Consider the following 16,687-nt stretch of genomic DNA (forward strand, 5'->3'; position numbering starts at 1 on the left):
AACAACGGCCCGCCGCCTGCGCCCAAAGGTCAGGCGGCGGGCCGGTTCAGCGCAACATCACTTGTTGTCGTCGACTTCCGAGAACTCGGCGTCGACCACATCTTCGGCGTCCTTCGGAGCTTCGGCGCCAGGTGCAGCGGCAGCAGCCTGCTCCTTCTCGTAGATCGCCTGGCCCATCTTCATCGCCTTTTCGGTGAGCGCCTGGGTCTTGGCATTCATGTCGGCCGGATCGCCGCCTTCGATTGCCTTCTTCGCGTCCGCAATCGCGGCCTCGATCTCGGCCTTCAGCGAAGCGTCGATCTTGTCGCCGTTCTCCTCAAGCTGCCGCTCGGTCGCGTGGACAAGGCTGTCGGCGTTGTTGCGCGCCTCGGCCGCCTCGCGGCGCTTCTTGTCCTCCTCGGCGAACTTCTCGGCATCGCGCACCATCTGCTCGATGTCGTTGTCCGAAAGGCCGCCCGAGGCCTGGATGCGGATCTGCTGTTCCTTGCCGGTGCCCTTGTCCTTGGCCGACACGTTCACGATGCCGTTGGCGTCGATGTCGAAGGTAACCTCGATCTGCGGCACGCCGCGCCGCGCCGGCGGAATGCCGACGAGGTCGAACTGGCCGAGCAGCTTGTTGTCCTGCGCCATCTCGCGCTCGCCCTGGAACACGCGGATCGTCACCGCCTGCTGGTTGTCCTCGGCAGTCGAGTAGACCTGGCTCTTCTTGGTCGGGATCGTGGTGTTGCGGTCGATCATCTTGGTCATGATGCCGCCCAGCGTCTCGATACCCAGCGAAAGCGGGGTCACGTCGAGCAGCAGGACGTCCTTGACGTCGCCCTGCAGCACGCCGGCCTGGATTGCCGCGCCCATGGCGACGACTTCATCCGGGTTCACACCGGTGTGCGGGTCCTTGCCGAAGAACTCCTTCACGATTTCGCGCACGCGCGGCATGCGGGTCATGCCGCCGACGAGCACGACGTCATCGATGTCCTTGGCGGTGAGACCGGCGTCGGCAATCGCCTTGCGGCACGGCTCAAGCGTACGCTGGATCAGGCCCGAGACGAGCTTTTCAAGGTCCGAACGCGTGACGTTTTCCACCAGATGCAGCGGGGTGGTGCTGCCACCTTCCATGCGCGCGGTGATGAACGGCAGGTTGATCTCGGTCGTCTGCGCGCTCGAAAGCTCGATCTTGGCCTTTTCGGCGGCTTCCTTCAGCCGCTGGAGGGCGAGCTTGTCGGTGCGGAGATCCATGTTCTCCTTGGCCTTGAACTTGTCCGCGAGGTACTCGACCAGCACGTTGTCGAAGTCTTCACCGCCGAGGAACGTGTCGCCGTTGGTGGACTTCACTTCGAACACGCCGTCGCCGATCTCGAGCACCGAGATATCGAACGTACCGCCGCCAAGGTCATAGACCGCGATGGTCTTGCCGTCCTGCTTGTCGAGGCCATAGGCGAGCGCGGCCGCGGTCGGCTCGTTGATGATGCGCAGCACTTCGAGGCCCGCGATCTGGCCGGCGTCCTTGGTCGCCTGACGCTGCGCGTCGTTGAAGTAGGCCGGCACGGTGATCACCGCCTGCGTCACGGTCTCGCCGAGATAGCTTTCCGCGGTTTCCTTCATCTTCTGGAGAATGAAGGCCGAAATCTGCGAAGGGCTGTAATCCTCGCCGCCAGCCTTGACCCACGCGTCGCCGTTCTTGCCCTTGACGATGCCATAGGGAACCAGCGCCATGTCCTTCTGGGTCATGGGATCTTCAAAGCGGCGGCCGATCAGGCGCTTCACCGCGAAGATGGTGTTGTCGGGATTGGTCACGGCCTGACGCTTGGCCGGCTGCCCGATCAGGCGCTCGCCATCCTTGGTGAAAGCGACGATCGAGGGCGTCGTGCGCGCGCCTTCGGAATTCTCGATAACCTTCGATGTGCCGCCATCCATCACCGCAACGCAGCTGTTGGTCGTGCCGAGGTCGATGCCGATAACTTTAGCCATGATGTTCCTGTTTCCTTGCCCTGTGGACGCTGCACTTGCGGCCCCCCGAACCGGGCAAGCCTTCGTCTATGCAGCTCCGTCAGTGGGCGATATAGGTCGCCTTCTGCCCGGGACAAGGCCCAGACCCGCGCCTATGTTACGTCTCGTTTCAAGACTGGAGAGAGCCTCGATGCCCCCCATACGTTCCAGAGCCTCCGGCTTCGGCCTTGCCATTGCCGCCACTGCAAGCCTGCTTGCCCTCTCGGCTTGCAGCGGCACTGCGCCCGATTCCGGTGAAACGGAAGTGGCATTGGATGCCAAGGGCTCTGCACCCAATGGGCTCGCGCCCGACAATGCGCCCAACGTCAGCGTGATCGAACCGGTGATCAAGCTCCCCGCCGTGCCCGGCAATCCGGGCGTGCTTTATTTCACGATCCAGCAAAGCGCAGGCGCAGCGAACACGCTCGTGGCCGTCCATGTCGATGGCGCGGAGCGTGCCGAAATGCATGAAACCAAGACCGTGAACGGCGTCTCGTCGATGGATCCGGTCTCGGCGGTAACCTTCAGCGAAAGCCAGCCCGCCGAATTCAAGCCCGGCAGCTACCATGTCATGCTGTTCAAGCTCGCCGATACGGTGAAGCCGGGCAAGGATGTAGAAGTCACTTTCACGCTCGCCAATGGCGACAAGGTGAGCACATTCGCGAAAGTCGAGGAAGTCGGCGCGATGGACGGCATGATGGACCATATGTGACCTTGCCGTTCAGGGTTCCTCCTGGCGGCGAACGTCCGCTGACGGGCGGGGAGCAGACCCTGGCTGAGAGCGTCTTCGGCGGCGCGCTCGATCTTGCACCCGTGCGGATCCGGCGCCGCCGTTTCTTCCCCTTCCAGCCGCGCGGCACCGTGATGGCGCCGATGGGGCACGTGCATTTCCACCCGGCAAGCCCGCTTTACCGCGACGATTTTGCCGAAGCCCCGCTCGGCCTGCAGGCCCTTTTCATCCACGAGCTCGTGCACGTCTGGCAAACGCAGCAGCGCGGGCGGTTCTACCTCCCGCTGATGCGCCACCCGTTCTGCCGCTACGCCTACCGTTTCGATCCGGCTCGGCCTTTCGCGGCCTACGGCATCGAGCAGCAGGCCGAACTCGTCGCGCACGCCTTCCTCGCGGCGAGGGGTGCGCCGCATGCGGCGGCCCCTGCGCTTGGCGTGCTGAAATCCGTCCTGCCGTTCCCGGTCCGGCGAGCCTGACCGGGCGCGCGCAGCAGCCGTTCAGCAGCGGACCTGATATTCGTAGCCGTCGCGGTCGCGGCGATAGCAGCGGCCGTGCTTCTTGATCAGCGAACCGCCGATCGCGCCGGCCGCAGCACCGATGGCCGCGCCGGTGCCGACATCGCCGCCCGTCGCACCGCCGATCAGTGCGCCGCCTGCCGCGCCAGCCAGCGCGCCTTCAGCGCCGTAGTTGCGGGCACAGCCCACCAGCGAAAGCGCGGCCACGGCCATTACGGGAAGCATGATCTTGCGTTTCATCGTCGATTCTCCTTGCGGCCCCCGGGTGTGTGCCCCCGCAATGGGCACAATGCGCCGGGCCCCCGCAGGTTCCGCCACGCGAAAGGTGCGTCACCCTGCTCTGGCGCAGATAGGCGGGGCCGTGGCACTTTCACCCTGCAGGAAAAGGATCGCGCCCATGCCGCATGCCGTAGTCACGCACGCCATTCTCGATGCCGTTGCCGCCGCGCGCGGGGGCGTGCGCAATGTATTCGATGATATCGACCCGAAGCGCCTCGCCCATATCTGCGTCGATATGCAGAACGGCTTCATGGAAGCAGGCTCACCGGTCGAAGTCCCGGCTGCGCGCGGCATCGTCGACAACATCAACCGCATCAGCGCCGCGGTGCGCGCGGGCGGCGGCCTCAACGTGTTTCTGCGCTTTACCACGCCCGATGCGGCCAGCTGGTCAGTTTTCGTCCGCCGCCTCGGCACCGGCGCCGCCGCCCACCGCGCCGCCTTCACGCCAGGCGCCCACTATCACGATTTCTGGCCGACCCTCGATGTCCAGCCCGGCGATGCGGTGGTCGACAAGCACCGCTTCAGCGGCTTCACCCCGGGCACGAGCGACCTCGACGCGGTCCTCAAGGCACGCGGCATCGATACCGTCCTGATCACCGGCACGCTTACCAACTGCTGCTGCGAAAGCACCGCGCGCGATGCGATGCAGTTCAACTACCGCGTACTGATGGCCGCCGACGCCAACGCCGCGCTGACGGATGCCGAACACGCCGCCACCCTGCACAACATGGCGTTCGTGTTCGCCGATCTTTACGACACGGACGAGGTGCTGGCGCTGCTGGGCTGAGCGCGCGCCCACCCCTGCAACCAAACCCGCTCATGCTGAGCTTGTCGAAGCATCATGCACGGCGGCTGCGCCAGCACCCTTCGACAAGCTCAGGGTGAGCGGATGTGGGTGGCATGGTCGGAAGCGAAACCCCCTCAATCCGGCTTCTTCGCCACCGCCACCATCGCCGCGCGCAGCAGGCGGTCCTTGATCATGTAGCCGGCCTGCAGTTCCTGCAGCACGGTGCCCGGCTCCACATCATTCGAGGGGATCTCCAGCATCGCCTGGTGCTGGTGCGGATCGAGCGGAAGGCCCTTGGCGGCGATCCGGCTGATGCCGTGGCTTGCGAACACCTTCTCGATCTCGCGCCCGGTCGCCTCGAGCCCGGCGACAAGGTTCTTCATCTTGTCGTCCTCGCGCAGTTCGGCGGGGATCGATTCGAGCGCGCGGGCAAGGTTGTCCGCCACCGAGAGAATGTCGCGCGCAAAGGCCGTTGCGGCATAGGCGCGCGCGTCGGCCATTTCCTTTTCCATGCGGCGGCGCACGTTCTGCGTCTCGGCCTTGGCGTAGAGCACGTCCTGCTTCGCCGCCTCAAGATCGCCCTTCAGCGCTTCGAGCAATTCAGCCTGAACATCGCCGCCTTCGGTCAGCTCGGAAGGAACGCCCTCCAGTTCGGCAGCCACTTCGGCATCTGTCGGGCGCGTGTCGTTATCAGTCATTTTCGCGTAAATCCGTCCTGCGTGATGATCCTGCTCAAGGATTGAGCTGTGAAGTCAACCATGGGGACAACCCGCGCATAATTCAACCGCGTCGGCCCGATAACTCCCACCACGCCGACCACGCGCCCCTCCCCGTCACGCCATGGCGCGGCAATCACCGAAGAGCCCGAAAGCGAGAACAGCCGGTTCTCGCTGCCGATGAAAATGCGCGCGCTGTCCGCCTCGCGCGCGGCATCGAGCACCCCCGCGATGGCCTCCGCGCTTTCAAGCTCGTCGAGCAGTTGCCGCACCCGCTCGATATCGCCGAGCGCTGCCTCGTCGAGCAGGTTCGCCTGCCCGCGCACAACCAGCACCGGCCGCTGCGCCGCATCGCGGCTCCACACCGCCAGCCCCCGCTCGACCAACGCCGCGCTCGCCGCATCGAGCGCCGAGCGCCCCCCTGCGATTTCAGCGCGAATGGCACTGAGCGCTTCAGCAAGTGTCCGCCCCGCCATGCGCGCGGTGAGGTAGTTGCCCGCCTGTTCGAGCGTCGAGGCACTGGCCGCCCCAGGGAGATCGATCACCCGGTTCTCGACGCTGCCGTCATCCCCCACTAGCACCACCAGCGCGCGCGCCTGCCCCAGCGGAACGAAAGAAATCTGCGCCAGCCGCATTTCCCGGCGCGGCACCATGACGACGCCCGCCCCGGCCGAGAGATCGGACAAGGCCAGACTTGCCGCCGCCAGCGCCGCCTCGATCGTGCCGCCCTCGGCCAGCCCTCGCTCAATCTGCGCGCGCTCGGCTGCTGAAGGTTCCGCTGCCTGCATTATGCCATCAACGAAGAGCCTCAGGCCCACCTCGGTCGGCATCCGTCCCGCGCTGGTATGCGGTGCTGCCAGCAGCCCGGCGTCCTGCAATTCCTGCAAAACCGAGCGGATCGAGGCGGGCGAAAGCCCCACCACCCCGCTCCCCGCAATCGTGCGCGAGCCGACGGGCTGCCCATTCGCGATATAGCCTTCCACCACCAGGCGGAAGATATCGCGGGCCCGCAGCGAAAGTTCTGAAAGTCCGGGTCCTGCCATGGCCTTTGTCTAGGACAGTTCATCCCGCCGCGAAAGGCGTCGCAACCCCCGTCTTTTCGTGCCGCAGGGCCTTTCATTCCGCTGCGCGCGGGCTAAAGGCAGCGCAAACAGCAGACAAAGGAATTCCCATGCGTCCTTCAGGCCGCGCCGCAGACGAGATGCGCGCGATTACTATCGAGACCGGCTTTACCAAGCACGCCGAAGGCTCGGTGCTGATCGGCTTCGGCGATACCAAGGTGCTCGTCACCGCCTCGGTCGAAGAACGCGTGCCGCCGTTCATGCGCGGCAAGGGCGAAGGCTGGGTTACGGCGGAATACTCGATGCTCCCCCGTGCGACCCACACCCGCGGCAGCCGTGAGGCGGCCAAGGGCAAGCAATCGGGCCGCACGCAGGAAATCCAGCGCCTGATCGGGCGCAGCTTGCGCGCTGTGACCGACATGAAGAAGCTCGGCGAACGCCAGATCACCTTGGACTGCGACGTTATCCAGGCCGACGGCGGCACCCGCACCGCCTCGATTTCCGGCGCATGGATCGCGCTGCGCCTTGCCGTACAGACGCTGATGGACAGCGGCGCAATCAAGGAAGACCCGCTGACCCGCAAGGTCGCCGCGATTTCCTGCGGCATCCATCAGGGCACCCCGGTGCTCGATCTCGACTACATCGAGGACAGCTCCGCCGATGCCGATGCCAACTTCGTGCTGATCGAGGGCGGCCATATCGCCGAAGTCCAGGCCACCGCCGAAGGCGCGACCTACGACGAGGAAGGCCTCCTGCGCCTCCTGCGCCTCGCCCGCATCGGCTGCACCGAAATCTTCGCCGCGCAGGCCCGCGCCGTCGGCCAATGACCCTTTGCGCCCACTCCCCTTCGTCATCCCCGCGCAGGCGGGGATCCAGAGCCCAAGGCGAAGCGTCAGCCGCCCTGGATTCCCGCCTTCGCGGGAATGACGAGGTCTGGGTGGGACAGGACCTGACATGACCCGCCTCCTCGCGCCCGGAAAGCTCGTCATCGCCACGCACAACGCGGGCAAATTGCGCGAGATCCGGGCGCTACTCGCGCCCCATGGCATGGAATGCCTCTCGGCCGGCGAACTGGGCCTGCCCGAGCCCGCCGAGACAGGCACCACCTTTGCCGAAAACGCGCTGATCAAGGCCCACGCCTCGGCCAGCGCCTCGGGCCTCCCCGCGCTCGCCGATGATTCCGGCCTCTGCGTCACCGCGCTCGGCGGCGCGCCGGGTGTCTATACCGCAGATTGGGCCGAAGCCGCGCCGTTCGAAGGCGGTCCGGGCCGCGACTGGTACATGGCGATGGGCAAAGTCGAGGGCAAACTTGCCGAGCTCGGCCCCGATACACCTCGCGACTGCTGGTTCGCCTGCGTCCTCGCGCTCGCCTGGCCCGATGGCCGCGAGGCCGTGTTCGAAGGCCGCGCGATGGGCTCGCTCACCTGGCCCCCGCGCGGTACGCTGGGCTTCGGCTACGACCCGGTCTTCGTGCCTTCAGGCGATACGCGCACTTTCGCCGAGCTGGACCCGGCCGAAAAGCACCGCATCAGCCACCGCGCCGACGCTTTTTCGAAGCTCGTTTCTTCTGCGCTGACGGATTGACCGCATCCGTGGCGGCAGCCGACGCACCTGCCGCCGCCGACCGCTTGTAGTCGAACACCGGCTGACCCATCACATTCCCGGCCGGCGAATAGCGGCACACCAGAAAATCGCGCACCGGGTTGCTCGCAACCGTGCAGCCAACCTCGCGCGTGTCCTTCCACACCATCTGGGTATAGTGCCCGACGTCTTCCCAGACCCCCGTCGTCGAGACATCGGGAAATACGCCGCGTTTGAACTGCTTGTTCTCTTCGATGAAGAAACCGATCATTTCCTCGGGGCTATAATCGTCCTTGGTCCCGTACCACAGGTTCTCGCCCTCGCCGCCATCGGCGCCGACCGGTGCGTGTTCGAACATGTTAGATACCGCGAGCGTCTGCGCCCACTTCTTCGCGTGATCCGCTAGCTTCGCGCTCCAGACCAGCGGCTTCAGCCCCAGCCGCTCCCGCTCGGCATTATGCGCTGCGAGCAACCGCGCCGCCACTGCTTCGGTCGGCGTCACAGTCACCTGAGCCGCCACCGGCGCCGCCGCGACGGAGGCAGCAATGGCGACAATCGCAAGCGCTCGAATGCGTGGCATATGCGCTTTCCCTTGACTTTGCCGGCCCGACTCAGGCTGGAAAGGCGGATGGCCTTCGCCCTCTATATCCACTGGCCGTTCTGCCTCGCCAAGTGCCCCTATTGCGATTTCAATAGCCATGTCCGAGAGGGCATCGACGTGGCACAATGGCAGGCCGCCCTGCTTGCCGACATGGCGCACGAGGCGGCGTTGACCGGGGGGCACGAGCTCTCCTCGATCTTCTTCGGCGGCGGCACTCCTTCGCTGATGCCGCCCGCGCTGGTCGCCACGCTGATCGAAGCCGCCGGCCGCCACTGGCGCTTCGCCCCCGATATCGAGATCACGCTCGAGGCCAATCCCTCCTCGGTCGAAGCGGCAAACTTCGCGGCGCTCGCAGGTGTGGGCATCAACCGCGTCTCGCTCGGCCTGCAGGCCCTCGACGATGCCGCGCTGTCGTTCCTCGGCCGCCTGCACGATGCCGCCGAAGGCCTCGCTGCGCTGGAAGTCGCGCAGCGCCATTTCCGCCGCGTCAGCTTCGATCTCATCTACGCGCGGCCCGATCACACCCCCGCATTGTGGGAAGCCGAACTTACCCGCGCACTGGCGCTCGGCACCGGCCACCTCTCGCTCTATCAGCTCACCATCGAGCCCGGGACCCGCTTCGCCACACTGGTGCGCGAGGGCAAGTTCACCCCGCTCGATGATGACGCGGCGGGCGATCTTTTTGCCCTCACCCGCGAGCTGACCACGGCTGCCGGCCTCCCGGCCTACGAGATCAGCAATCACGCCCGCGCGCACGAGGAAAGCCGCCACAACCTCGTCTACTGGCGCTATCAGGATTACGCCGGGATCGGCCCCGGCGCGCACGGCCGGCGCGGCGGCTTTGCCACCGTGCGCCACCGCAAGCCGGAGAACTTCCTCAAGGCCGTCGCCGCCCAGCACCACGGCATTGCCGAAATCCGCGAACTCGGCACGCGCGAACAGGCTGCCGAAGCGCTCCTCATGGGCTTGCGGCTCGCCGAAGGCATAGCACCCGCCGCACTGGCCGAGCGCTTCGGCCTCGCCGAAGCCGAACTGATCGATCCTGCCAAGCGGGCGTTCTATAGGTCGCAGGGCCTGCTCACCGAACAAGCAGACCGGCTGATCGTGACGGATGCCGGCATGCCGCTGCTCGATGGCCTGCTGGCGGAGCTCGTCCCGGCCGGGCTCGTCACGGCATGAGCGCGCCCGATCTGCTCGAAGCCTGGGGCAGCCACCTCGCACTTGCCCGCCGCCGCTCGCCGCACACGGTGCGCGCCTATGTCGCCACCGCCGCGCGGTTTCTGGCCGTGCTGCCCCCACCGCATGATTGGCCCTCACTCGCCAAGCTCGAAGTCGGCGATGTGCGCACCCAGATGGCCGCTCGCCGCGCGGACGGTATCGGCAACGTTTCCGCCGCGCGCGAGCTATCGGCCCTGAAAGCATTCCTCGCCTTCGCCCGCACGCAGGCTGGCGGCGCCGACGCCCCGCCGCCCCGCCTGCGCGGGCCGCGGATCAAGAAAGGCCTCCCCCGCCCCGTCACCCCGGATGACGCGGTAAACCTCGCTGCCATGGTCGCCGATGAAGGCGGCGAACCGTGGATCGGCGCGCGCGACCGCGCCGTGCTTCTGTTGCTCTACGGCGCAGGCCTGCGCATCGCCGAGGCGCTTTCGCTCACCGCCGCCGCCCTCCCGCTCGGTGATACGCTTACCGTCACCGGCAAGGGCGGCCGCCAGCGCGTCGTGCCCATCCTGCCGATCGTGAAAGCGGCGGTGGAGGACTATGCCGCCAAAGTCCCCTTCCCGCTCGACCGCAGCGCGCCCCTGTTTCGCGGCGCCAAGGGCGGCCCGCTCGCACAGGCCATGATCCAGCGCGCCGTGGCCCGGGCGCGGACCGTGCTCGGCCTGCCCGCCACCGCCACCCCCCATGCGCTGCGCCACAGCTTCGCCACGCACCTGCTCGGCGCAGGAGCGGACCTGAGGAGCCTGCAGGAACTGCTCGGCCACGCCAGCCTGTCCTCGACGCAGATCTACACGAAGGTTGATGCAGCAACGCTGCTAGACGTCTACCGCAACGCGCATCCGCGGGCCTAGACGTCATTGGCAATTTTTGCCATAAAGCAGCATATGGCTACCATGAACGTATCCCTGCCCGAACCCATGCGCGAGTTCGTCCAGCAGCGCATCGAGAGCGGCCAATACGCCAGCGTCAGTGATTACGTGCGGGATCTGATCCGCAGGGATCAGGGCATTGTCGAGGACGAAGCGCGCTGGCTTGCCGAACTTGACGCATCGATTGCGCAGGGCCTCGCTGAGCTTGATGCGGGCGGTGGCGAAGATCTTCACACGGTATGTGCGGAAATTCGTGCAGAAATCGGTTTGTTGGGGCCAAAAACAGTAACACAATGAAGGTTATATTCCTGCGTGCGGCGCGCCGTGATCTGGCTACGGTTGCCCGCTTCATAGCTCAGGACAACCCACCAAGAGCCGAATCATTCATATCGGCATTGGAGGAGGTCGCGCTTCGGATCAGTGACGCACCACGCGGCTTTCCTCTGGTCCCAAGACATGAGCAGCAAGGTATCCGCCGTCGGTCATGGCGCGGTTATGGCATTCTTTATGTGCTTCGGAACGATACGATAGCTATCTTGCGTGTTCTTGGCCCCGGGCAGGATCACGACCGCCTGTTGGGCCTGAAGTAACCCTACTTCCCCGCTGATCGCGGCAGCCGCAGCACTGCCATCAATCCGCCGAGATCCTCGCTTTCACCCAGCGTGATCGAACCGCCGTAGAGCTCGGCAACATCGCGCACGATGGCAAGGCCGAGGCCGGTGCCGGGCTTGCCGGTATCGAGCCGGGCACCACGCGCGAACAGCGTGTCCCGGGCCGCGTCGGGGATGCCCATGCCGTCGTCCTCGATCCATATCTCGCAGGTCTTGGGGTCCTCCGGCACGGCATCGATCGTCACGAAAACCGAGCCGCCGCCATACTTCGCGGCATTCTCGATCAGGTTGCCGAGAATCTCGTCGAGATCCTGCCGCTCGATCGCAACGCTGGCCTCACGGTTGCCATCCATGTCAAAGCGCACATGCGGATAGAGCCGCACCACCGCGCGCTCCACCGCCTCCGCGCTTTCGCCCACGCTGGCGCGGGCAAGGCCTGTCGCGCGGCGCCCCACGGCGCGGGCGCGGGCAAGGTGGTGGTCGACTTGCCGGCGCATCACCGCCGCCTCGCGGATTACCGTATCCGAAAGGTCCTCCGCCTTCGCCGTCGCTGCGTTCATCACCACCGTCAGCGGTGTCTTGAGCGCATGCGCAAGGTTGCCCGCATGGGTGCGCGCTTCCTCGGCCTGCCGCTCCGAATGCGCGAGCAGCGCGTTGATTTCCTCGACCAGCGGTTGCACCTCGAGCGGTAGCGGCTCGTCAACCCGGCGCGCCTGCCCCTCGCGCATGTCGGCAATCGCGCGGCGGACGCGGCGCAAGGGGCCAAGGCCGTAGTAAGTCTGCATCGCCGCCATCGCGATCAGGCCCAGCCCCAGCACCACGAACGACCAGATCAGGATCGCCCGGATCCGCCGGATCTGTGCGTCGAGATCGCTACGGCTTGCGGCGACTGCGAATTGCCAGTTGATCGGGCTGCCCGGCAGGATCACCGAACGCTCGATGATCCTGAGGCGCTCGTCGCCGAACTGCGCGCTGTCATAAACGTGCGGCGTCCCGTCGAAGTGATCGCCCTTCAGCTTCAGCGTGCGGTCCCACAGCGAGCGTGAGGGGAAATCCTCATGCCCCTTGCCGCTTATCTGCCAGTAAAGTCCGCTGTTCGGTTCAAGGAAGCGCTGATCGCCAAGCGCGCGGTTGAAGAACACTTCGCCGTCCGGCCCGATCTCCGCCGAGCCGACCATGGCGGTCAGCATATAGTCGAGCTGCTTGTCGAAGTTGCTCGTGGCAAGCCCCGTCATCGTGCGATCGAGCGTAAAGCCGCCGCCCAATAGCAGCACCGAAATCCATGCGACCGCAATCAGCAGCATGCGCCGCGAGAGCGAACCCGTGTGCGCGGCCGTCGCGCGCGGGGCGTCGGGCACCGCGGCTGGGGTTTCCCCGGGGGCAATCACGCTGTGTTCCACGCCGTGCGCCCCGTCGCCGCTCAGCCGCGCCCGGGCTGTGCCGGATCGTCGAGGCTATAGCCCAGCCCGCGGATGGTGGTGATCACATCAGGTCCCAGCTTCTTGCGGATGCGCGTGACGAACACCTCGATCGTATTGGAATCGCGGTCGAAATCCTGATCGTAGATATGTTCGATCAGCTCGGTGCGGCTCACCACCTTGCCCTTGTGGTGAAGCAGGTAGGAGAGCAGCTTGTATTCCTGCGCGGTCAGCTTCACCGGCTCGCCGTCCAGGGTCACCCGGCCCGAACGCGTATCCAGCCGCACGCCGCCCGCAATCAGCTCTGACGAGGAATTGCCCGAAGCGCGGCGGATCAGCGCGCGCAGGCGGGCGATCAGTTCCTCGCTCTGGAAGGGCTTCGCGAGGTAATCATCCGCCCCCGCATCGAGGCCTGCCACCTTGTCCGACCAGCTGTCGCGCGCGGTCAGCACCAGCACCGGGAACTTGCGCCCCTCCTTGCGCCACATGCCGAGCACGGTCAGCCCGTCGATTTCCGGCAGGCCGAGATCGAGGATCACCGCGTCATAATCCTCGGTCGAGCCCATGAAATGCCCGTCCTCGCCATCGACCGAAAGATCGACCGCATAGCCATTGGCCTCGAGCGTTGACTTGAGCTGCTTGCCGAGGGTCGGTTCATCCTCGACGATCAGGATACGCATCACTTGCCCCTTGCTGCGCCGCCTGCTGGGCGGCCCTTCTCATGTATTGGCTTGATGGAGCGACAAACCTGAACGGTCAAGGAACGGGGGCAGGCTTGTCTTCAGAGGTACGGCGAACAAAGATTTCGCGCAGAGGCGCAGCGGGCGCGGAGAGGCTTTGCCCGGCCAAAGGCCGTTTGCTCCAACTCATCAGCCCGGCATGGCGAGCAGCTTTATCGCAATGACCATGATCTCTGCGCCTCTGCGCCTCTGCGCGAAATTCGAAACCTCGCCGCTAGTGCGATTCGCCCAGGATCTGCCCCGTCCGCGCATCGACATCGACGAACACGACCCGCCCGTCCTGAATGAACTTCAACCGATAGGCCATCGCGGTCGGATCGTATTCGGGGCCGAGGTACTGCATGCCCCGCTTTGTCGGCAGCACCCGCGCCTCGATCTCGCGGAGCGAGCGCACGTTGCCGTTGCGCAAATCGAGCCGCGCCTCACGCTGTTCATCGGTCCGCCGCTGCTGCGCATCGGCAGCAGGGGCAAGCAGAACGAGGAGGCCCAGGGCGATGATTGCTGATGTAGAGCGCATAATGCGAAGCGCCATAGGCTGCGGCCTTTGAATAGCTTGTGAACGCGCGGCCGGGTCTGGTCCCCCAATGTCCGCTCCCCTGCACATACTTATGGCAGATCAGGCAAGCCGGTGCCAAGCCGCCTTTCGCAGATACTGGACCTCGCCGTCCCGCCCCGCTAAGCGCCGCTGCATCATGGCAGCAGCACCAATCCTCAGCTGGGAAGGCCTCGGCCTGAACCAGGGCACGCATTGGCTGTTCCAGGGCCTCGACGTCCAGATCGGCCCGCGCGACCGGCTCGCCCTTATCGGCCGCAACGGCGCGGGCAAGACCACGCTGCTCAAGCTGATCGCCGGCACAGTCGATGCCGACAAGGGCACCCGCTCGGTCCAGCCGGGCACGCGCGTCGTGACGCTTGAGCAGGACCCGTTCTTCACCGGCTACGAAACCCTCATGGACTTCGCGCTTTCGGGCAAGGATGCCCCGCCGCGCCACGAAGTCGAAGCCATCGCCGGCCAGCTGGGCATCGACTTGTCGCGACAAGCCGACAGCGCCTCGGGCGGGGAACGCCGCCGCGCCGCCTTGGCGCGCGCGCTCGCCAGCGAGCCCGATCTGCTGCTGCTCGACGAGCCGACCAACCACCTCGATCTCGCCGCCATCGAATGGCTGGAATCGTGGCTCCAGCGCTACAACGGCGCGTTTGTCGTCATCAGCCATGACCGTACCTTCCTCGAACGCCTGACCAAGGCCACGCTATGGCTGGATCGCGGCGCGCTCCGCCGCCGCGAGATCGGCTTCGGCGGCTATGAAGCGTGGATGGAAGCGGTCTACGCCGAAGAAGCCCGCGCGGCCGACAAGCTCGACGCCAAGCTCAAGATCGAAGCCCACTGGCTCGAACGCGGCGTCACCGCGCGGCGCAAGCGCAACATGGGCCGCCTCGAAAAACTCTGGGAAATGAGGGCCACCCGCGCCGCGATGCTCAGCCCGCAAGGCACCGCCAAGCTCAGCCTCGGCAGCGACGATGCCAAGAGCAAGGCGGTGATCGTCGCGGACAAGATCACCAAGCGCTTCGGCGAACGCGTGATCGTCAAGGATTTCAGCCTCCGCATCACCCGCAAGGACCGCATCGGCCTCGTCGGCGCGAACGGCGCAGGGAAAACCACGCTGCTCAAGCTCCTCACCGGCGAACTGGAGCCCGACAGCGGCACCGTCACGCTGGCAAAAACGCTCACCCCCGTCATCATCGACCAGCAGCGCAGCCTGATGTCACCTGAAAAGCGCATCCGCGATGTGGTGGCCGAAGGCAGCGACTGGATCGACGTGCAGGGGGTGCGCAAGCACATTCACGGCTATCTCAAGGACTTCCTGTTCGATCCCGGCATGGTCGAGGCGCGCGTCGGCACGCTCTCCGGCGGCGAACGCTCGCGCCTGCTGCTCGCGCGCGAGTTCGCCCGCCCCTCGAACCTCCTCGTGCTCGACGAGCCGACCAACGACCTCGATCTCGAAACGCTCGACCTCTTGCAGGAAGTGATTTCGGACTACGAAGGCACCGTCCTCATCGTCAGCCACGACCGCGATTTCCTTGATCGCACCGTCACGATCACGCTCGGCATGGATGGCTCAGGCAAAGTCGATATCGTTGCAGGCGGCTATGCCGATTGGGAAAAGCAGCGCAAACAGCGCCTCGCCGGCAAGCCCGTGGCGCGCGAAACGGCAGACAAACCCGCCGCCGCGCCGCCCCCGCCTCCGCCGCCCAAAAAGGCCAAGCTCACCTACAAGGACCAGCGCGACTACGAGATCCTTCCGGATCGCATCTCCGAGCTGGAAAAAGCCATCGCCCGCGACGAAGCCGCGCTGGCCGACCCCGACCTCTACACCAAAAACCCCACCCGATTCGCCGCCCTCACCGCGTCAATCGACAAGGCCCGCGCGGAAAAGGACGCAGCGGAAGAGCGGTGGCTGGAACTGGCGGAGATGGTCGAGGGGTGAGAGGCGTCAAACAGGTTGGCAAGTCTGCTCGATCGCCTAAGTTCGCGCTCGCGATAGTTTGAAGGGTTAGCGCATCGGCGCGTATGATGAGCAAGCAAGTCCGATTTGTCGCCGTATCGCTGATCGCCGCCACGATGGCACTTTCAGGCTGTCAGCGTGAGACGGACCCAACTGCGGCTCTGGCCTGGGCCTATCCCACAGGCGCGACGACCACTTTCGGCCAGCCGCTCGGCCCGGGGCCATTCCAGGTGCCGGGAAGCAAACTGATCTTGACCCGCGCGCAAGTTGCTCAGTCCAAAGGGCCGATCGATTGGCACCCGGAAGACCATCCAACTGCTCCGCCGGTCGTCGGTGGCCCATATGGCGGCGCGGCAACACCATGCGCAGAGTGCCATTTTCTAAACGGTGCTGGCGTCCCCGCGTCGGCCGATCTTGCCGGATTGCCAGCAGCCTACATCATCGAACAGGTCAATGCGTTCCGATCAGGTGAGCGGAAATCCGCCAATGCGGGTCAGCCAAATACCGCGGAAATGATCAAGACAGCCCAAGGCGTCGATCCTGTGGCCCTTCAGCAGGCGGCAGCATACTTCTCACGTTTGCCAAGATCACGCTGGCTGCGGGTCATTGAAAGCGACACCGCACCGCGAACCTTCCCCGACAAATATGGCTGGCTTAATCCAGCACCGGGCGGCGGGTCGGAGCCGTTAGGTGACCGGATCGTCGAATTGTCCGCCGATCTGCCTCGTGCGATGCTCGGTGATGATCACGTTCTGCTAACAGACTACGTTCCACGCGGTGCGATCGCGCGCGGCAAGCGGATCGCCGAGACCGGCGGTGTCTCAGCCATGCCATGCCAGACTTGCCACGGCGCAGAGTTGACCGGATCCGGCTCCGTGCCTCCGATTGCCGGGCGTCCGGCCGGCTATATCGCACGAACGCTGTGGGATATCCGGACAGGAGCAAGACGAAACCAAGCCGTAGCGCCCATGCGGGCCGTCGCAAGAGGTCTGACACCGTCCGAGATCAGAGACGTTGCCGCCTATCTGGCCGCACAAGCCCCGCCGCCGCCTGCATGATTTGGGGCGTTAGCCC

The 16,687-nt window shown here is 65.6% G+C and carries 19 protein-coding genes; 11 read left to right on the forward strand and 8 right to left on the reverse strand.

Features of this window, described 5'->3' with window-relative positions:
- Positions 1-57: 57 nt before the first annotated feature.
- A complete protein-coding gene (gene dnaK / locus ACO056_RS13675) occupies positions 58-1,965 on the reverse strand; it encodes a molecular chaperone DnaK (protein ID WP_421847627.1) in 1,908 nt (635 codons plus the stop codon).
- A gap of 169 nt (positions 1,966-2,134) precedes the next feature.
- Between dnaK and ACO056_RS13680 the strand changes: the two genes are divergently transcribed.
- Both ACO056_RS13680 and ACO056_RS13685 read left to right on the forward strand, forming a co-directional pair.
- Positions 2,135-2,695: a copper chaperone PCu(A)C gene (locus tag ACO056_RS13680; RefSeq protein ID WP_421847629.1), complete on the forward strand. Its 561-nt coding sequence runs from the start codon at positions 2,135-2,137 to the stop codon at positions 2,693-2,695.
- The gene (locus ACO056_RS13685) at positions 2,692-3,189 is read left to right on the forward strand and encodes a vgr related protein (protein ID WP_421847631.1); all 498 of its coding nucleotides are present in this window, start codon (positions 2,692-2,694) and stop codon (positions 3,187-3,189) included. Before ACO056_RS13680 ends, ACO056_RS13685 begins: the two co-directional genes overlap by 4 nt.
- Positions 3,190-3,210: 21 nt before the next feature.
- On the opposite strand, the gene ACO056_RS13690 is transcribed toward ACO056_RS13685, so the two are convergent.
- A complete protein-coding gene (locus ACO056_RS13690) occupies positions 3,211-3,468 on the reverse strand; it encodes a glycine zipper domain-containing protein (protein ID WP_421847633.1) in 258 nt (85 codons plus the stop codon).
- Positions 3,469-3,625: 157 nt separating this feature from the next.
- Here ACO056_RS13690 and ACO056_RS13695 point away from each other — a divergent pair, with 157 nt between their 5' ends.
- A complete protein-coding gene (locus ACO056_RS13695; RefSeq protein WP_421847635.1) occupies positions 3,626-4,294 on the forward strand; it encodes a cysteine hydrolase family protein in 669 nt (222 codons plus the stop codon).
- Positions 4,295-4,428: 134 nt separating this feature from the next.
- Here ACO056_RS13695 and ACO056_RS13700 read toward each other — a convergent pair whose 3' ends face one another.
- Together ACO056_RS13700 and hrcA are read right to left on the reverse strand one after the other, a co-directional pair.
- Positions 4,429-4,992, reverse strand: coding sequence for a nucleotide exchange factor GrpE (locus tag ACO056_RS13700; protein ID WP_421847637.1), 564 nt, complete (start codon positions 4,990-4,992; stop codon positions 4,429-4,431).
- Complete coding sequence (gene hrcA / locus ACO056_RS13705) at positions 4,989-6,053, reverse strand: heat-inducible transcriptional repressor HrcA (RefSeq protein ID WP_421847639.1); 1,065 nt, start codon at positions 6,051-6,053, stop codon at positions 4,989-4,991. Before hrcA ends, ACO056_RS13700 begins: the two co-directional genes overlap by 4 nt.
- A gap of 128 nt (positions 6,054-6,181) precedes the next feature.
- Between hrcA and rph the strand changes: the two genes are divergently transcribed.
- Positions 6,182-6,898, forward strand: coding sequence for a ribonuclease PH (gene rph, locus ACO056_RS13710; RefSeq protein WP_421847641.1), 717 nt, complete (start codon positions 6,182-6,184; stop codon positions 6,896-6,898).
- Positions 6,899-7,025: 127 nt separating this feature from the next.
- Positions 7,026-7,655, forward strand: coding sequence for an RdgB/HAM1 family non-canonical purine NTP pyrophosphatase (gene rdgB / locus ACO056_RS13715; protein ID WP_421847643.1), 630 nt, complete (start codon positions 7,026-7,028; stop codon positions 7,653-7,655).
- Here the strand turns inward: rdgB and ACO056_RS13720 are convergent.
- Entirely contained in the window at positions 7,600-8,232 is a 633-nt protein-coding gene (locus tag ACO056_RS13720) for a CAP domain-containing protein (RefSeq protein WP_421847645.1), read from the reverse strand. The two genes, rdgB and ACO056_RS13720, sit on opposite strands and share 56 nt — an antisense overlap.
- A gap of 48 nt (positions 8,233-8,280) precedes the next feature.
- Between ACO056_RS13720 and hemW the strand changes: the two genes are divergently transcribed.
- Genes hemW through ACO056_RS13740 form a run of 4 tightly spaced genes read left to right on the forward strand, consistent with a single transcriptional unit; the run spans position 8,281 to position 10,930 of the window.
- Entirely contained in the window at positions 8,281-9,432 is a 1,152-nt protein-coding gene (hemW, locus tag ACO056_RS13725) for a radical SAM family heme chaperone HemW (RefSeq protein ID WP_421847647.1), read from the forward strand.
- Positions 9,429-10,322 carry a tyrosine recombinase XerC gene (locus ACO056_RS13730; RefSeq protein WP_421847649.1) on the forward strand — a complete coding sequence of 298 codons (894 nt, stop codon included), beginning with the start codon at positions 9,429-9,431 and terminating at the stop codon, positions 10,320-10,322. Before hemW ends, ACO056_RS13730 begins: the two co-directional genes overlap by 4 nt.
- A gap of 42 nt (positions 10,323-10,364) precedes the next feature.
- On the forward strand, positions 10,365-10,637 hold the full coding sequence (locus ACO056_RS13735) for a type II toxin-antitoxin system ParD family antitoxin (RefSeq protein WP_421847651.1): 273 nt from the start codon (positions 10,365-10,367) through the stop codon (positions 10,635-10,637).
- Positions 10,634-10,930 carry a type II toxin-antitoxin system RelE/ParE family toxin gene (locus ACO056_RS13740; RefSeq protein WP_421847653.1) on the forward strand — a complete coding sequence of 99 codons (297 nt, stop codon included), beginning with the start codon at positions 10,634-10,636 and terminating at the stop codon, positions 10,928-10,930. The genes ACO056_RS13735 and ACO056_RS13740 overlap by 4 nt, the downstream gene beginning before the upstream one ends.
- 2 nt (positions 10,931-10,932) lie before the next feature.
- Here ACO056_RS13740 and ACO056_RS13745 read toward each other — a convergent pair whose 3' ends face one another.
- The 3 genes from ACO056_RS13745 to ACO056_RS13755 form a co-directional block, all read right to left on the reverse strand.
- Positions 10,933-12,255 carry a sensor histidine kinase gene (locus ACO056_RS13745; protein WP_421855510.1) on the reverse strand — a complete coding sequence of 441 codons (1,323 nt, stop codon included), beginning with the start codon at positions 12,253-12,255 and terminating at the stop codon, positions 10,933-10,935.
- 116 nt (positions 12,256-12,371) lie between these two features.
- A complete protein-coding gene (locus tag ACO056_RS13750; RefSeq protein ID WP_421847655.1) occupies positions 12,372-13,049 on the reverse strand; it encodes a response regulator transcription factor in 678 nt (225 codons plus the stop codon).
- A gap of 274 nt (positions 13,050-13,323) precedes the next feature.
- Positions 13,324-13,641: a hypothetical protein gene (locus tag ACO056_RS13755; protein ID WP_421847657.1), complete on the reverse strand. Its 318-nt coding sequence runs from the start codon at positions 13,639-13,641 to the stop codon at positions 13,324-13,326.
- Positions 13,642-13,801: 160 nt separating this feature from the next.
- Between ACO056_RS13755 and ACO056_RS13760 the strand changes: the two genes are divergently transcribed.
- On the forward strand, positions 13,802-15,595 hold the full coding sequence (locus ACO056_RS13760) for an ABC-F family ATP-binding cassette domain-containing protein (protein WP_421847659.1): 1,794 nt from the start codon (positions 13,802-13,804) through the stop codon (positions 15,593-15,595).
- 86 nt (positions 15,596-15,681) lie between these two features.
- The gene (locus ACO056_RS13765) at positions 15,682-16,671 is read left to right on the forward strand and encodes a c-type cytochrome (RefSeq protein ID WP_421847661.1); all 990 of its coding nucleotides are present in this window, start codon (positions 15,682-15,684) and stop codon (positions 16,669-16,671) included.
- The last annotated feature ends 16 nt before the right edge of the window (positions 16,672-16,687 follow it).

It is taken from the genome of Novosphingobium sp., assembly GCF_965228995.1.
Taxonomy (GTDB): Bacteria; Pseudomonadota; Alphaproteobacteria; order Sphingomonadales; family Sphingomonadaceae; genus Novosphingobium.